At 68.6% G+C, this 16,006-nt stretch carries 13 protein-coding genes; 5 read left to right on the top strand and 8 right to left on the bottom strand.

Translation table 11 applies throughout. From position 1 onward, the window contains the following. Positions 1 to 37: 37 nt before the first annotated feature. The 3 genes from ACPCUW_RS02455 to ACPCUW_RS02465 form a co-directional block, all read right to left on the bottom strand. A complete protein-coding gene (locus tag ACPCUW_RS02455) occupies positions 38 to 703 on the bottom strand; it encodes a DUF3239 domain-containing protein (protein ID WP_063017066.1) in 666 nt (221 codons plus the stop codon). A gap of 70 nt (positions 704 to 773) precedes the next feature. Beyond that, positions 774 to 2,432, bottom strand: a complete 1,659-nt coding sequence (locus ACPCUW_RS02460; RefSeq protein ID WP_063017064.1) for a DNA repair helicase XPB — start codon at positions 2,430 to 2,432, stop codon at positions 774 to 776. A gap of 151 nt (positions 2,433 to 2,583) precedes the next feature. Further along, the gene (locus tag ACPCUW_RS02465; RefSeq protein ID WP_423423528.1) at positions 2,584 to 3,174 is read right to left on the bottom strand and encodes a GNAT family N-acetyltransferase; all 591 of its coding nucleotides are present in this window, start codon (positions 3,172 to 3,174) and stop codon (positions 2,584 to 2,586) included. A 66-nt stretch (positions 3,175 to 3,240) separates the two neighbouring features. On the opposite strand from ACPCUW_RS02465, the gene ACPCUW_RS02470 reads away from it, so the two are divergent. Continuing rightward, on the top strand, positions 3,241 to 4,182 hold the full coding sequence (locus tag ACPCUW_RS02470; RefSeq protein ID WP_064907647.1) for a sigma-70 family RNA polymerase sigma factor: 942 nt from the start codon (positions 3,241 to 3,243) through the stop codon (positions 4,180 to 4,182). 36 nt (positions 4,183 to 4,218) lie between these two features. Here the strand turns inward: ACPCUW_RS02470 and ACPCUW_RS02475 are convergent, their stop codons facing one another. Beyond that, positions 4,219 to 4,419, bottom strand: a complete 201-nt coding sequence (locus ACPCUW_RS02475; RefSeq protein WP_030513254.1) for a hypothetical protein — start codon at positions 4,417 to 4,419, stop codon at positions 4,219 to 4,221. Positions 4,420 to 4,648: 229 nt separating this feature from the next. Between ACPCUW_RS02475 and ACPCUW_RS02480 the strand changes: the two genes are divergently transcribed. Further along, on the top strand, positions 4,649 to 5,818 hold the full coding sequence (locus ACPCUW_RS02480; RefSeq protein WP_423423529.1) for a pyridoxal phosphate-dependent aminotransferase: 1,170 nt from the start codon (positions 4,649 to 4,651) through the stop codon (positions 5,816 to 5,818). Between the two features lie 69 nt (positions 5,819 to 5,887). Here ACPCUW_RS02480 and ACPCUW_RS02485 read toward each other — a convergent pair whose 3' ends face one another. The 3 genes from ACPCUW_RS02485 to ACPCUW_RS02495 all read right to left on the bottom strand — a co-directional run bounded on the left by ACPCUW_RS02485 (position 5,888) and on the right by ACPCUW_RS02495 (position 8,738). Further along, positions 5,888 to 6,976, bottom strand: coding sequence for a 3-deoxy-7-phosphoheptulonate synthase (locus tag ACPCUW_RS02485; RefSeq protein WP_423423530.1), 1,089 nt, complete (start codon positions 6,974 to 6,976; stop codon positions 5,888 to 5,890). 288 nt (positions 6,977 to 7,264) lie between these two features. Next, positions 7,265 to 7,735: a carboxymuconolactone decarboxylase family protein gene (locus ACPCUW_RS02490; protein WP_030513251.1), complete on the bottom strand. Its 471-nt coding sequence runs from the start codon at positions 7,733 to 7,735 to the stop codon at positions 7,265 to 7,267. Between the two features lie 121 nt (positions 7,736 to 7,856). Beyond that, positions 7,857 to 8,738: an oxidoreductase gene (locus tag ACPCUW_RS02495; RefSeq protein WP_423423531.1), complete on the bottom strand. Its 882-nt coding sequence runs from the start codon at positions 8,736 to 8,738 to the stop codon at positions 7,857 to 7,859. Positions 8,739 to 8,902: 164 nt separating this feature from the next. Here ACPCUW_RS02495 and ACPCUW_RS02500 point away from each other — a divergent pair, with 164 nt between their 5' ends. Next, positions 8,903 to 10,555: a (2,3-dihydroxybenzoyl)adenylate synthase gene (locus ACPCUW_RS02500; protein ID WP_423423532.1), complete on the top strand. Its 1,653-nt coding sequence runs from the start codon at positions 8,903 to 8,905 to the stop codon at positions 10,553 to 10,555. Positions 10,556 to 10,629: 74 nt separating this feature from the next. On the opposite strand, the gene ACPCUW_RS02505 is transcribed toward ACPCUW_RS02500, so the two are convergent. Further along, positions 10,630 to 12,009 (bottom strand): salicylate synthase, encoded by a 1,380-nt coding sequence (locus ACPCUW_RS02505; protein ID WP_423423533.1) that lies wholly within the window; start codon positions 12,007 to 12,009, stop codon positions 10,630 to 10,632. 177 nt (positions 12,010 to 12,186) lie between these two features. On the opposite strand from ACPCUW_RS02505, the gene ACPCUW_RS02510 reads away from it, so the two are divergent. Continuing rightward, positions 12,187 to 14,565 (top strand): glycerol-3-phosphate 1-O-acyltransferase, encoded by a 2,379-nt coding sequence (locus ACPCUW_RS02510; protein WP_082940867.1) that lies wholly within the window; start codon positions 12,187 to 12,189, stop codon positions 14,563 to 14,565. Beyond that, positions 14,562 to 16,006 (top strand): HAD-IB family hydrolase (locus tag ACPCUW_RS02515; RefSeq protein WP_423423534.1); only part of this gene is annotated, 1,445 nt, incomplete at its 3' end. The genes ACPCUW_RS02510 and ACPCUW_RS02515, both read left to right, overlap by 4 nt.

The following is a 16,006-nucleotide window of genomic DNA, read 5'->3' on the forward strand; positions in this document are numbered from 1 at the left end:
TAGTCGGCCCCGCTGCGCGCCGGAACCGCCACACGCGTCACCCGCGCAGTTCCTCGGGCAGTTGCTGCGGATCCAGCAGCAGCCGTTGGGAATCGACGCGGCCCACTTTCTCGGCGAGGCCGAGATTGTCGGCCAGCAATTTCCATTCCACATCGCTGATCGCGGTCCGGGCGCGCTCGATCACGCCCAGGTCGCGGGTGCCCCAGGCGATCGGCATGGCGCTCACCGCTTGGCGCAGATCGCCGACCGACCGCGGCGCGCGATCGGCCCGCACGGTCACCGCCGGAACCTGCTCCCCCGCGTCGGTGTCGTGCCCCGGCAGGGCACGTACGACGCGGGTGATCAGCGCGTAGCGCGGCACGGCGCCGGGTTTGGCGAGGTTCACCAGCGCGAGCAGCGTGATCCCCTTCGGGTGCCGTCCCGACACCACGGCCGGGACCAGCTCGCCCTCGGCGTACAACTTCTCGATGCGCGAGCGGTACGGCGTCCACAGCGCCACGAACAGCGCGGTGATGGTCGCCAATGCGAAGGCCACCGCCAGGAGGAACGAATACGGGTGATTGAGCCAGATCAGCCCCGCGGTACCGAGGCCGAGCACGATGGCCGCGGTGAAGGCCAGGATCCGCAGCCGCCGGATATCGCGGACGACTTCGTTCACCGCCCGGGCATGTTCGCGGTCGACCGCGAATTCGAAGCGTCGCACGTGTCAAATCCTCACATCTGTCCGGCAGCGGTAACCCAGCGGCGCGCCCACCGCGGCCCGATCGGCTGCCCTACCCGATCGCCGGGCCCAGCAGATCGTCCGCATCGGTGATGCGATAGGCATACCCCTGTTCGGCAAGGAAACGCTGGCGGTGGGCCGCGTATTCGGCATCCAGCGTGTCACGTGCCACCACCGAGTAGAAATGCGCCTGACCACCGTCGGACTTCGGGCGCAGCAGCCGGCCCAGACGCTGGGCCTCCTCCTGACGGGAACCGAAGGTGCCCGAAACCTGGACGGCCACGGACGCTTCCGGCAGATCGATGGAGAAGTTCGCGACCTTGCTGACCACGAGGACCGGGATTTCACCGTTGCGGAACGCGTCGAACAGCGCCTCACGCTCCTTGGTGCGGGTCGAACCCTGAATGACCGGAGCGTTGAGGTGTTCGCCGAGTTCGTCGAGCTGATCGAGATAGGCCCCGATCACCAGGCTGGGCGCGTCGCGGTGCCGGGCCAGGATGGATTCGACGACGGGGAGTTTGGTGCGCGCGGTGGAGCAGAGCTTGTAGCGTTCCTCCGGTTCCGCGGTGGCGTAGGCCATGCGTTCGGCTTCGGTGAGGGTGACCCGTACCTCGATGCAGTCGGCCGGCGCGATCCAGCCCTGGGCCTCGATGTCCTTCCACGGCGCGTCGTAGCGTTTCGGGCCGATCAGCGAGAACACGTCGCCCTCGCGGCCGTCCTCGCGCACCAGCGTCGCGGTGAGCCCGAGCCGGCGCCGCGACTGCAGGTCGGCGGTCATCCGGAACACCGGGGCGGGCAGCAGGTGGACCTCGTCGTAGATGACCAGGCCCCAGTCGCGGCTGTCGAACAGTTCCAGGTGCTTGTATTCGCCCTTGGTCTTGCGGGTGATCACCTGATAGGTCGCGATGGTGACCGGGCGGATCTCCTTGCGCTCGCCGGAGTACTCCCCGATCTCTTCCTCGGTCAGCGAGGTGCGGGCGAGCAGTTCTCGCTTCCACTGCCTACCTGCCACGGTGTTGGTGACCAGGATCAACGTCGTCGCCTGGGCCTTGGCCATCGCGGCGGCGCCCACCATGGTCTTGCCCGCCCCGCAGGGCAGCACCACCACACCGGAACCACCGGCCCAGAACGAGTCGGCGGCCAGCTCCTGATAGTCGCGCAGATGCCATTCGTGCGTGGCGAAATCCAGATCGATGCGATGTGCCTCGCCGTCGACGTAGCCGGCGAGGTCCTCGGCGGGCCAGCCGATCTTCAACAGCATCTGTTTGATCCGCCCACGCTCGGACGGGTGCACGACGACCGTGTCGTCGTCGATGCGGGCGCCGAGCATGGGCTGAATCTTCTTGTGCCGCAACACTTCTTCCAGCACGGCGCGATCCAGGCTCACCAGCACCAGGCCGTGGGCGGGATGCTTGACCAGCTGCAACCGCCCGTAGCGGGCCATGGTCTCGACCACGTCGACCAGCAGCGGCTGCGGCACCGCATAACGCGAATAGCTGACCAGCGCGTCGACGACCTGTTCGGCGTCGTGCCCCGCCGCCCGCGCGTTCCACAGCGCCAGCGGCGTGACCCGGTAGGTGTGCACGTGCTCGGGTGCGCGTTCGAGTTCGGCGAACGGCGCGATCGCCTGCCGGGCCGCATCGGCCTGCTCGTGGTCGACCTCGAGCAGCAGGGTCTTGTCGCTCTGCACGATGAGCGGTCCGTCCGTCACGGCACCTCCTCCAGATTCTCGGGCCGGCCCCCTGCGCCCCCTGCGCACGAGGAATACGTCCCACATTGTTGCCGGGACCCCCGACAAACCTTCATCAACCCTACGCGAGCTGGGCAGATGTTCGCTGTGAGTGCACTCGCAGCCGGACGCGTCAGAGCGCCGATCCGGACCCGCGCAGGGGCGGCCAGTCGGTGGCCGGCTCCGGCGGGTCGCCGGCCAGCCGCCCGGCGACCCAGGAATCCCTGCGCACGCCGCGCTGCACAGCCGCCCCGCGCAGCAGCCCTTCGTAGTGGAAGCCGGTCCGCCGCACCACCGCGGCGGAGGCGAGGTTGCCGACGAACGCCCGCCACTCGATGCGGGCCAGGCCGAGCCCCTCGGCGGCGAAAGCGAAATCACAGACCAGCCGGACGCTGCGGGTCATCAACCCGCGCCCGCGCACCGCGTCGCTGAGCCAGAAGCCGATCTCGGCGGCCCCGGGCTGCGGCCCGGCCTCGAGGCCGACCATGCCGGCCACCGGCCCCTGCGCTCCCGTGCGCACGGCCCAGACCGGACTGCGGGCCGCCCACCCGGGCGCGACGATATCGGTCAGGAATCCCACCGCGTCGGCCCGCCGATACGGCACCGGCACCGTCGTCCACTCCGGGATCGACGGCTGCCGGCAGCACGCGACGATCGCGTCGATATCGGCCTCGGCCGGGCGCGACAACCACACCGTCCCGTCGGTCAGTTCACAGTCCTCCACGGCTTCATGCTGGCACGCAACCCAGCGGTGGCCCAGCGGATTTCCGGCGACCGTAGAATCGGACCAATGGTTGCCGCGTTGCTCGCCGATTTGTTCGAATCTCATCGGGCGCATCTGCTCTCGGTGGGCTATCGGCTGACCGGCAGCGTGGCCGACGCCGAGGACGCGGTGCAGGAGAGCTGGCTGCGGCTGGCCACCACCCATCAGTCCGAGATCGAGGACCTGCGCGCCTGGCTGACGACCGTGGTCAGCCGTATCTGCCTGGATCGGCTGCGCAGCGCCGCCGTCCGGCGGGAAAGCTATGTGGGACAATGGCTTCCGGAGCCGATCGTGACCCGCGTGACGCCCTCCAGCCTGCCGGATCCGCTGGAATCGGTAGTGCGCAAACAGGATTGCCGTTTCGCCGCGCTGGTGGTCCTCGACACCCTGACGCCGCCGCAGCGGGTGGCCTTCGTATTGCACGACGGGTTCTCGGTGCCGTTCGACGAGATCGCCGAACTGCTCGAGGTGACGCCCGAGGCGGCCCGCCAGCTCGCGGTCCGGGCCCGGAAATCCCTGGCCGCGGCCCCGGAACCGGTATCGGACACCGAACATCTGGCCGCCGTCCAGCGACTGCTCGAGGCGCTGTATTCCGGCGATGTGGCGGCGGTCGTCGCGGCCCTGCATCCGGATTCGGTGTTCATCGGCGATACCGGCGGCACCGCGAAGACGGCGGCGCGGGCGATCGTCGGCGCGGACAAGATCGCGCGGTTCGTCCTCGGGCTCATCCGGATGTATCAGGTGGAACAGGCCGAACTCTCGCCCACCGGTTCCGATCGATTCGAATTCGTCGGCGTCAACGGCCAACTCGGGTTGCTGCTGCACGAGCGCGCCCCGCGCAACGGTGCGCCGGGATCACCTCCGCGCGTGGTCGGCTTCACCGTTCGCGACGGATTGGTCTGGGGCACTTACGATGTCGCCAATCCCGCGAAGCTCGGCGGCATTCGCCTGCCCCGGGATCCGGCGTAGCCGCCGGAACGCATCGAGCGTCCCGGCGGCTCGTGACTACGGAGTGGACGAACCGGTCCACATGTCCGGGGTGCTCGAACCGAGTCCCCAGTTGCCCGTGGACGATCCGGTACCCCAGTTCGGCGTCGAGGATCCCCAGCCCCAATCGTTGCTGAAGATGTTGTGCAGGGTGTCGTTGATGTATCCGAGGACCGTTCCCGCCGCCGGATGCAGCAGAAGGTCGAGATAGGAGGCCATACATCGCCCCTTTCGAGCCACCACCGAAGTGGTTGTGAGATAGAACACGGGGAGGCTAGCTGTCACCAGGAAACCGCACAACCATGCAGGTCAGAAGCCCGAATGAAATGTGAAACATAGCCTTTCGCTATCGCACCGCAACCGTAGCGAACGGGCGGCAAGCATCGCCCCGATCCCCGGCCCGGGGTGTGCGCCGCGGGCACGACGGCGGTATCGCTACGTTGGGACCATGCCAGCCATCCCCACCGTCGCCCGCCTGCGCCCGTTCCGCGCCACGATCTTCGCGGAGATGACCGAGCTGGCCGTGCGCCACGACGCGATCAACCTAGGCCAGGGATTCCCCGATTCGGACGGCCCGGCCGCGATGCTGGAGGTGGCCCGCACCGCCATCGCCGACGGGCTGAACCAGTACCCACCCGGGCGCGGGATGCCCGTGCTGCGCCGGGCGATCGCGGCGGACCGGAAGCGCCGCTACGGGGTGGACTACGACGTCGAATCGCAGGTCGTGGTCACCGTCGGGGCCACCGAGGCGATCGCGGCGGCGGTGCTCGGCCTGGTGGAGGCCGACGAGGAGGTGGTGCTGATCGAGCCGTACTACGACTCCTACGCCGCGGTGGTCGCCCTGGCCGGCGCCACCCGCCGCACCGCGCGGCTGGTGCCGGACGGCAACGGATTCGTCCTCGACCTGGACAGCCTACGCGCGGCGATCACGCCGAAAACCCGCATGCTGCTGCTGAATTCGCCACACAACCCGACCGGCGCGATCCTGTCCCGGGCCGACCTCGAGGCGATCGCGGAGCTGGCTCGCGAGCACGACCTGATCGTGGTCTCCGACGAGGTGTACGAACATCTCGTCTACGACGGCAACACCCACATCAGCATCTCGACGCTGCCCGGCATGGTCGAGCGCACGATCGTGATCTCCAGTGCGGCCAAGACTTTCAGCGTCACCGGCTGGAAGATCGGCTGGGCGTGCGGCCCGGCACCACTGATCGACGGGTTGCTGGCCGCCAAGCAGTTCATGAGCTTCGTCGGCGGCGGGCCGTTCCAGCCGGCGGTCGCCTACGCCCTCGAACACGAGCAGCAGTGGATCGCCGATCTCCGTGACAGCCTGTCCGACAAGCGAATTCGGCTCTCGGAGGCACTGGCCGATGCCGGATTCCGGGTCAAGCGCAGCGATGCGACCTATTTCGTCTGCGCCGATATCAGTCCGTTGAGTTCGGCCGACGCATTGGTCTTCTGCCGGGAGCTGCCGCAGCGGCTCGGCGTCGTCGCGGTCCCGATCGAGGTGTTCGCCGACGACCGCGAATCGTGGAACCGCCTGGTGCGCTTCGCATTCTGCAAGCGAGACGACACACTCGACGAGGCGGTCCGCCGTCTGCACGCGGCCCACGTGTGATCGGCGCGGCGCACGATCGAGCGGTCACCTTCGCCCCGAGCCGCGAACGAAGGTGACCGCGATCCTGTCTCAGCCGCGGCGCCGGGCCACCGCGTCGGCGAGGCGGTCCAGCTGCGCCGCCGTGGTCTCCCAGTCCAGGCAGGCGTCGGTGATCGACTGGCCGTAGGTCAGATCGTCGGCGTGGCCGAGGGTGAGGTCCTGACGGCCGGCGACCAGGAAGCTCTCCATCATCACACCCACCACCGCGCGGTCACCCGCGGCGATGCGCTCGGCGATATCGGTGACCACGTCGACCTGCTTGTTGTGGTCCTTGTTGCTGTTGCCGTGGCTGGCGTCGACGACCACTCGCTGCGGCAGCCCGGCCTTCTCCAGGCGCAGGCAGGCCTCGGCGACGGAGGCGGCGTCGTAGTTCGTGCCGACGCTCCCGCCGCGCAGGATCACGTGGCAGTCCGGGTTGCCGCTGGTGCGGATCAGCGCCGAGCGACCGTCGAGGTCGGTGCCGGGGAAGACGTGGCTGGCCCCGGCCGCGCGCACCCCGTCCACGGCCACCTGCACATCACCGTCGGTGCCGTTCTTGATCCCGACCGGCATCGACAGCGCGCTGGAGAGCTGCCGGTGCACCTGGCTGGCCGCGGTGCGCGCGCCGATCGCACCGTAGGAGACCAAGTCCGCGATGTACTGCGGCGTGATCGGATCGAGGAATTCGCAGGCCACCGGCAGTCCGAGACCGGTGATGTCGACCAGCAGCCGCCGCCCCAGTCCGAGACCGGTGTTGACGTCGAACGAACCGTCCAGATGCGGATCGTTGATCAGGCCCTTCCACCCGAGCGTGGTCCGCGGCTTCTCGAAGTAGACCCGCATCACGATGTGCAGGCGATCGGAGAGTTCGGCGCTCTTGGCGGCCAGGCGGCGCGCGTAGTCGAGAGCGGCCTCGGGGTCGTGCACCGAACACGGACCGACGACGACCATCAGGCGGTCGTCGGCGCCGTCGAGGACTTTCACGGTGGCGGTGCGGCCGGCCCGCACGGTGTCGGCGAGCGCATCGTCGATCGGATGCTCGCGGCGAACCTCGGCGGGCGAGAGCAGGGGGCTGATACTCAGCGTGCGCTGATCGTCGAGGTCACTGTGTGAGGCATCGACATCGGCTGCGGTGGTCATGATGGGTTCCTTTTCTCAGGCCGACCCACCGAACGAGATCCCGTGGAGCCGGTCTGCAATCCGGCTCGGGGTGGGAGAAGGTCAGCGCGGGTCACCGACCGACCCACCCGGGGCCGGCTTGGTAAACCAGAAATACGCGCGCTGCACGAAGGTGACTGTACCAGGGGCGCGGCGGGAGTGGATTCGACCGGGTGGGCGGACGTGACGGTCCCCACAGGCGCGGCGGACGCGACGGGGCCCGGCCGGGATCGGACGATCCTGTGCCGGGCCCGAATTCGCGTGCGGCGGTCAGAACATGCCGGGCTCATAGGTGCCCGCCGGGGTGCCCGCGATGACGTTGAGCCGGTTGTAGGCGTTGATCAGCGCGATCAGCGAGATCAGGGCGCCGATCTGCTCGTCGTCGTAGTGCTTGCGCACCTGCTGCCAGGTCTCCTCGCTGATGCCGCGGTGGACATCGGCGAGGCGGGTGCCTTCCTCGGTCAGCGCGAGCGCGGCCCGCTCGGCATCGGTGAACACGATCGCCTCTCGCCACGCGGCGACCAGGTTGAGCCGCACCGAGGTCTCGCCCGCGGCGGCCGCATCCTTGGAATGCATATCGGTGCAGAAGCCGCAGCCGTTGATCTGGCTGGCGCGCAGCTTGACCAGTTCCTGCGTCGCCTTGGGCAGCGGCGAGTTGTCCACGACCTGGCCGGCGTTACCGATCCGCTTGACGAACTTGGCGGCGATCTCGTTGCTGAACAGAGCGAAACGGGGTTCCATGACCATCCTCCTGTACACAGTGAGCCGCGCTTCGCGGCGTCGCTACACAGAGATGACGGCGCAGCACCCACCCGGTGTGACATCCGCGGAAGTGATGCCGATCACACCGATTCGAAGCGGCTCAGCGGCGGGCGAACGAGTAGGTCACGTCGGTGAGTTGTTCGGACAGGTCCCAGAGGCGGCGGGCGGTGACCTCGTCGCGGGAGGCGGCCGAGGAGCCGCAGCGCTCGGGATAACCACGCAGGCCGCCCAGGTGGGTCGGGCCGTAGAAGGCGCCGGGTTCGACCTTCGCAGTGGCGGCGTAAAGGCTTGGTAGCGCGCCCATTTCGGCCGACTGGGCGAGAATCCGGTTGCCCAGGGCCATGATCGCGTCCAGGAACGACTCCGTATGCGATTGCAGTTCGGTGCTGGCGTAGCCGGGATGGGCCGCGACCGAGACCTTCGGCGAACCGGCCGCGGACAGGCGGCGCTGGAGTTCGTAGGCGAACATCAGATTCGCCAGTTTCGACTGACCGTAGGCACGCCAGCGTTCGTAGCGCCGATGCTGGTAGTTCGGATCGGCGAGGTCGATGCGGCCGATCATATGGGCGCCGCTGGATACCGTGACGACGCGATCGGAGATCTTGTCGAGCAGCAGTCCGGTCAGCGCGAAATGGCCGAGATGGTTGGTGCCGAACTGCATTTCGAAGCCGTCGGCGGTGCGGCGCAGCGGCAGGGCCATCACGCCGGCGTTGTTGATCAGCACATCGGCGCCCTCGATCGTGCGCGCGAAATCGCGAATCGAGGACAGGTCGGCCAGGTCGAGCCTGCGCACCTGCACCCGTTCGCCGATGGTGTCGGCGACCGCCCGGGCCTTCACCTCGTCGCGGCAGGCCATGATCACCTGCGCACCGGCCTGCGCCAGGGCCCTGGTGGTGGCCGCGCCCAGTCCGCTGTTCGCGCCGGTCACGATGATCGTGCGACCGCTCTGGTCCGGAATATCGGAGATGTTCCAACCGCTCACCCGCACGAGTCTAGGCGGGCACCGGCCGCTCCGCGCTGTTGTCGCGAGCCGGGCCGTGGCGTTTCGGGCCGCCCGTGACGCGACACGACCTCACCTGATATAGGGTTGCCTAACCTATCTAAGGCAGCTCGACACTGCGCAGCTCGACCGGTGAGGCGTTACCCGTGACTTCGATATCCCCCGCTCAGCAGGACCTGCTCGACGGTTACGCACCGTATCCGGCCGAACTCGCCGAAAGTTATCGGGCCGCGGGCTACTGGCGCGGCGAACCGCTGGGCGAGCTGCTGCGCGACGCCGCCCGCCGCGGGCCTCGGCGTCCCGCCTTGCACACCGAGAGCGGGCCGATCGACTATGCCGAACTCGATCGCCGCGCCGATCGCGCGGCCCACGGGCTACTCGCCTCCGGACTCGAGCCCGGCGACCGCGTAGTGGTTCAACTGCCCAATGTGACCGAATTCGTGGAGGTGCTGTTCGGGCTGCTGCGCGCCGGGATCGTGCCCGTACTGGCCCTGCCGGCGCATCGGCAGGCCGAGATCGAACATCTGACCCGGCTGTCGGGGGCCGCCGGCTACATCGTCGCCGACAAGATCGGCGACTTCGACTACCGCGAACTGGCGGCCGCGGTGGCCGCGCGGGTGCCGTCGTTGCGCACGATCTTCGTACTCGGCGATCCCGGCGACTACGTCGATCTGAGAACGATTGCGCGCGAAGGCGATTCGCTGCCGGAAGTCGATGCGTCCGGTATCGCGGTGATGCTCGTTTCCGGCGGCACCACCGGCCTGCCGAAACTCATCGCCCGCACCCACGACGACTACCACTACAACGCCCGCGCCGGCGCCGAGATCTGCGCACTGACCTCCGACGACGTGTACATGGCGACACTGCCCGCCGCACACAACTTTCCGCTCTCCTGCCCGGGCATTCTGGGCGCGGTCGCCGCGGGCGCGTCGGTGGTCATGCTGGCCGACCCGAGCTCGGAGAACGCGTTCGCGACCATCGAACGCCACGGCGTCACCGTGACGGCGGTGGTGCCGCCGCTGGCCCAATTGTGGTGTGCCGCGGTGGAATGGGAGGATGCCGACCTGTCCAGCCTGCGGCTGCTACAGGTCGGTGGCGCGAAATTGGCCGAGGTCAATGCCCGCGAGGTGACTCCGGCCCTGGGCGCGACCCTGCAGCAGGTGTTCGGCATGGCCGAGGGACTGATCAACTACACCCGCCTCGACGATGCCGAGGAAACGATTCTGATCTCCCAGGGCCGCCCGCTCTCCCCCGCCGACGAGGTCCGCGTGGTCGACGGCGAGGGTAACGACGTCGCACCCGGCGAGGAGGGCGAACTGCTCACCCGTGGTCCGTACACCATTCGCGGCTATTACCGTGCGCCGGAACACAATTCCCGCGCCATCACCCCCGACGGCTACTACCGCAGCGGTGATCTGGTGCGGCAACTGCCGAGCGGGCATCTGATCGTCTCGGGCCGGATCAAGGATGTGATCAACCGCGGCGGCGAGAACGTCTCCTGCGACGAACTCGAGGAACACCTGCTGGCCCATCCCGCGGTCCGGCACGCGGCCGCGGTGGGACTGCCCGACGCGGCCCTCGGCGAAAAGGTCTGTGCCGTCCTGGTGATCGACGGCGAGATGCCGAGCCTGGCCGAGATCAAGGAGTTCCTCACCGCTCGCGGCCTGGCGACCTACAAACTGCCCGACCTTCTCGAACAGGCCGACGCGCTGCCGCTCACCGCCGTCGGCAAGATCGACAAGAAGGTGCTGCGGGCCCGCTACGACACGCAGACCGCGACCGCGCCGAACCGAGCCTGACCGCCGTACCGAACTCTCGTCCGACGGCCCCTCCGGCACGAGAAAGCTCGGCGGGAAGTCCCGCCGGGCTCGTTCTATCGGGCTTCGACGACGTAAGGCGCTACGCTGCCCAGCTTTTCGCAGGTCTCGGTGAATTCGCGCTCCGGGCGCGACTGGGAGACGATGCCGGCTCCGGCACGCAGCCAGGCACCCTCCGCGGTCTGGTAGATCGCCCGCAGCACCAGCGTGGCCTCCAGCGCACCGCCCGGCGAAACGGTCACCACCGCACCGGAATACAGGCCGCGGGCGTCGTGGTCGAGACGGAACACCGCGTCCACGCCGGTGCGCTTGGGGATACCGGAGGCGGTCACCGAGGGGAACAGCATTTCCAGCGCATCCCAGGCGCTCTTGCCCTCGGCTAGGGTGCCTCGCACGGTGGAGGCCAGATGTTGCACACTCCCACGTTCGCGCACCGCCATGAAATCGGAGACGGCGGTGCTGCCCGGCTCGGCCACCGCGGCGATCTCGCCGAACGAGGTCTGCACCGAAATGGCGTGCTCGACAATTTCTTTCGGATCACCCACCAGCTCTTCGCGCGCGGCGGCATCGGCCGTCTCGCCGCGACCGAAGGCGCGGGTGCCGGCCAGCGGCTCGGTGGTCACGACCCGATGGCGGTCGACCGAGGCCACCAGCTCGGGACTGAATCCGGCCGCCTCCAGGCCGCCCAGTCGCAACAGGAACGAGCGCGCGGGCGTGTTGTTGGCGCGCCCGAGCCGATAGGTCTGCGGAACGTCCACGGGGAAGGGCAGATCCACCTTTCGCGACAGGATCACCTTCTGATACCGCCCGGCCCGGATCTCGTCGACCGCCTCCGCGACCCGGCCGCGATAGTCGGTGGGATCGATGGTGACATCCACCGGCCGCGCCGACGCCGGAGGTGTCGCACTCGCCTGCGCGATCAGTTCGTGGATCTCTGCGGTCTCGCGGGGCGTCGCACCGGACACCCGCACGCCGGAGGCGTCGATGCGCACCTGGATGCGCGGAATCATCAGGTGCGCGAGGGTGGTTCGGGCCGGAACGTGCGCATCGGCGCCCAGCGCCCAGGCGCAGAATTCGAATCCGATCCAGCCGTAGGCGTTGCGACCCCGCAGCGGCAGCGTGGCCAGCGCCGCGTCGATCACCGCGGCCGGGCGGCCCTGCCACGGTTCGACGGTGGACCGGCCCTCCCATTCGACACGCAGTTCGCCGGAGTCCAATTCGATGCTGCCGATCGGATCGGCGGCGAACACCCAGCCGTCGGGCCCCTCGTAACCGATGTACTCGCCGAATCGGTCGGCCGCGGCGAGCGCCGCCATGGCGTCGGCGGGTGCGATCGCCGACGCCGTGCCCGTCACCTCCGCCCCCGTTGCCAGCTGCCCCGTCGCCCCCGGATCGTCCCCGTAACCGTTTCGCACCCGCTCGTCCGTGGTCGACACCGTTCCTCCAAGGTTACGCTTACCTAACTACAAGAGGTGAGGTTAGCATTACCTGTCCTTTTCGGTATTGTGCCGGAGCACACATCGGAATCGCTTTGCGAGCGTCATGGTCAACTTCCTGCGCGAATATGCTTCCGCGAGCTTGAATGGTGGAGCGCCGTCGAGGAGGGGCCCGCCATGATCGATCACGCTGCCGGCAATCCGGCTCCGAGTACCGCGAAGGATCTGCCGCGCTCGGCCGTCGCCCTGGTCGACGCGGTGTCGCCGGTGGAACGCGAATTGATCGGCGGCTGGCTCGCCGAGGGCGGGATCGCCGCCGAACTCGGAATCGACGCTCCCGTCACGCAGATCGACCTGGACGCCGCCGCTATCGCCGCCCGGCTCGTCGGCCGCCGCGACGACCCGCTGGTGATCCCGATCCGGGTGCTGTGGCTGCCGCCCGAACGAGACGGCGTGCGGCGCACCACCTTCGCCGATCTGGCGCTGCTGAGCAATCCGCGCCGGCCCCACCGGCTGCTGCAGCGCCGGCTGGTGGACAAGGCGCCCGACCGGCATCTCATTCTCACCGGACAGCCCGCACGGCTCAGCGATCTGCGTACGAACAACCCCGGGGCCGCCGAAAGTTCGGAACCGTTCGCGCGGGCGATCGTCCGTGCGGGCACGGTGGCGCTGGAACGCGCCGAACGATCGGTGATCGGCGACCGGTACAAGGTTCCCCGGATGGTGGTCGAGGAGATTCTCGACTCCCCAGACTTCCTGCGCCGCCTCGACACGATCGCCACCGAAACCGGAACCGAACCGCGCGAGGTGTACCGCCGGGCCGAGAAGGCGCTGCGCGAACTCGTGGCCGCGCAGAGCCGGCTTATTTCGGATCTGTTCACCCAGGCGATGCGGCCGGTGCACGCCTCGGCCTGGAGGATCGACTGCGACCGGTCGGGGCTCGCGGCCCTGCGGCGCCTCAATCGCAACTACCCGCTGGTGTTCCTGCCCTCGCATCGCTCCTATGTCGATGCCTTCGTCCTCGGTGACGCGCTGGCGCGCAACGACTTTCCTCCCAACCACGTGATCGGCGGCGCCAATCTCGGTTTCTGGCCGATGGGGCCGATCGCGCGTCGCACCGGCACCGTCTTCATTCGCCGCAGCTTCGGCGACGACGAGATCTACAAGGCCGTGGTCGAGGAGTACTTCGCCTATCTGCTCGCCAAACGCTTCAATCTGGAGTGGTACTTCGAGGGTGGGCGCACCCGTACCGGGAAGTTGCGCCCGCCCCGGTTCGGACTGCTGAACTACCTGGCCTCGGCCATCCGTTCGCGGCGCATCGACGATGTGATGCTGGTGCCGGTGTCGATCACCTACGAACGGCTCAACGAGTTGGGATCCATTGCGACCGAACAGGTCGGCGGCGCCAAGAAGCCCGAGGGGCTGACCTGGCTGGCCCGCTACATCCGCAGCCAGCAACATTCCGCCGGGCGCGTCTACGTCCGTTTCGGCGCGCCGCTCTCGGCGCGCGACCGGCTGGCCGCCCACGGCGATCCGATGCAGCCGATCGCGGAATCGCTCGCTCCGGATCCGGAAGAAGTGTCGGACCGGCAGCGCAAAGCCGTGCAGCGCTTGGCCTTCGAGGTGGCGGTCGGCATCAACGCGGTCACTCCGGTCACGGTCAACGCGCTGGTGACGCTGGCCCTGCTCGGTGTGCACGAGCGCGCACTCACCCTCGGCGAGGTGCGCCAGACGCTGGAGCCGGTCCGTGGTTACATCTCACGCCGCGCGCTGCCGACCGGCGAGTTGGATACGCTGCGCGACGATCAGGGTCTGGCGGTGGTTCTGGAACAGCTGTCGCTGGCCAAGGTGGTGACGGTGTACCGGGGCGGGCTGGAACCGGTGTATTCGATCGAGGCCGGCGCCCATCTGGAAGCCGCGTTCTATCGCAACAGTGCCGTGCACTGGTTCGTGAACCGGGCGATTCTGGAATTGGCGATTCTGGAGGTGGCCGACCAGCAGGCCGGCGCCGCACCCGGTATCGAGGCCATCTGGGATGCCGCCTACCGGCTGCGCGATCTGCTCAAATTCGAGTTCTTCTTCCCCGACCGGATCGAATTCGCGGCCGAGATGAGCGCGGAGATGCTCCTGGTGGACCGCGATTGGGAGCAGCGCGGCAGTGCCGCGGAACTGGTCTGCGCGCTGGCCGATTCGGGATTCATCATGGCGCACCGCGTGGTGCGCTCGTTCTTCGATGCCCAGCTCGTGGTGGCCGAGCGCCTGGCCGCCGCCGATCCGGCCGCACCGCTGGACCGCAAACAGTTCATCGACGAATGCCTGGCCGTCGGACGCCAGATGCTGCTGCAGCAGCGGCTGCACAGCACCGAATCGGTATCGTCCGAATTGTTCTCCAGTGCGGTGAAACTCGCCGAGAACTACGGTCTGCTCGATCCGGGCACACCGGATCTCGCGCGGCGTCGCCGTGAGCTGGCCGACGAACTGCGCACCATCGGCGCTCGCATCTCCCGTGCGGCCGCTCTCGATCCGTCCAGCCGCGCACCGCAGGGGACAGTGTGAACCTTTCCGAAGCGATTTCCGCCATCCGGACCGGGCCACAGGGCCCGCGAGTGGCGGCCGTATTCGACTTCGGCGGAACGGTGGTCGCGGGCTTCGCTCCCGCCGCCGCACCGCTGCGCCTGCTGCGCGGACGCGACTCGCGCCGGGCACTGACCGACACGCTGCTGTACAGCATTCGCGGTTCGCGGACCGAGGGTGAGTACGAGCGCTTCCTGCAGCGCCTCGCCCGGGTGTGGGCGGGCCGGACCGAGGAGGAGCTCACCGAACTCGGCGAACAACTGTTCCGCAGCACCGTCTACGGGCACGTGTATCCCGAAGCGTGGCAACTCGTCCGGGAGCACGAGGCGGCCGGGCACACGGTGGTGATGGTCACCAGCCTCACCCGTTTCCAGGTGCTACCGGTGGCCCGGGAACTCGGGGTGGACCACGTGCTCTACACCGCGATGGCCACCGCCGACGGCGTCCTCACCGGCTTCACCGAGGGAAAACCGCTGTGGCGCAACGAGAAGGCCGCGGCGGTGCGGCGCTTCGCCGCCGAACACGATATCGATCCCGCCGACAGCTACGCCTATGCCGACGCGGCCCCCGATATCCCACTGCTGGAAACCGTCGGCCATCCGGTCGCGGTCAATCCGGGCCCGCGCATGTCCATGACCGCCGGTGAACGCGACTGGCCGACCCTCACCTTCAAGCCGCGGGAACCGGCCCGCGTCACCGACTTCGCCCGTACCGCAGTCGGTTTCACCGGGCTGCTCAGCGGCGCCGCCTTCGGGGTCGCCTCCCGCGCCGCCACCCGCCGTCACCGGGCGATGGCCGACGCCATGATCGCCACCGCCGCCGACGCCACCCTGCGCACCACGGGCGTGCGGGTGCGGGTGGTGGGCGTCGAGCACGCCCGGCAGCCGCGTCCGGCCGTCTTCCTGTTCAATCACCAGAGCCAGTTCGACATGGTGGTGCTGGCCGCGGTGCTGCGTTCGGGATTCACCGCGGTGGTGAAGAAGGAGGTCACCACCAACCCGGTCTTCGGCCCGCTGTTGCGATTCGCCGAGGCGACCTTCATCGATCGCTCCGACACCACGAGTGCGAAGGCGGCGCTGGAACCGGTCGTCGACACCCTGCGTGGCGGGCTCTCGCTCGTGGTGGCGCCGGAGGGCACACGCTCGATGACGCCGCGGATCGGCCCCTTCAAGAAGGGCGCCTTCCATATCGCGATCGAGGCCGGGGTGCCGATCATTCCGCTCGTCATCCGCAACTCCGGCGAAATCGCCTGGCGGAATTCGGCGATCGTGCGCAAGGGCACGGTGGATGTGGCGGTCCTGGCACCGATCGATGTGAGCGGCTGGGATCCGCAGCACATGGACGCCGACATCGCGCGCGTGCGGCAGCTGTTCATCGACACGCTGCTGGACTGGCCGGTCGATGCGGCCGTGGAGGCAGTGCC

The sequence above is a fragment of the Nocardia sp. AB354 genome (genome assembly GCF_049538315.1).
Lineage (GTDB): Bacteria > Actinomycetota > Actinomycetes > Mycobacteriales > Mycobacteriaceae > Nocardia > Nocardia nova.

Coding starts and splice junctions, on each gene's coding strand:
- ACPCUW_RS02470 (WP_064907647.1), top strand. CDS start 3,241: ATGGTTGCCGCGTTGCTCGCCGATTTGTTCGAATCTCATCGGGCGCAT.
- ACPCUW_RS02475 (WP_030513254.1), bottom strand. CDS start 4,419: ATGGCCTCCTATCTCGACCTTCTGCTGCATCCGGCGGCGGGAACGGTC.
- ACPCUW_RS02480 (WP_423423529.1), top strand. CDS start 4,649: ATGCCAGCCATCCCCACCGTCGCCCGCCTGCGCCCGTTCCGCGCCACG.
- ACPCUW_RS02485 (WP_423423530.1), bottom strand. CDS start 6,976: ATGACCACCGCAGCCGATGTCGATGCCTCACACAGTGACCTCGACGAT.
- ACPCUW_RS02490 (WP_030513251.1), bottom strand. CDS start 7,735: ATGGAACCCCGTTTCGCTCTGTTCAGCAACGAGATCGCCGCCAAGTTC.
- ACPCUW_RS02510 (WP_082940867.1), top strand. CDS start 12,187: ATGATCGATCACGCTGCCGGCAATCCGGCTCCGAGTACCGCGAAGGAT.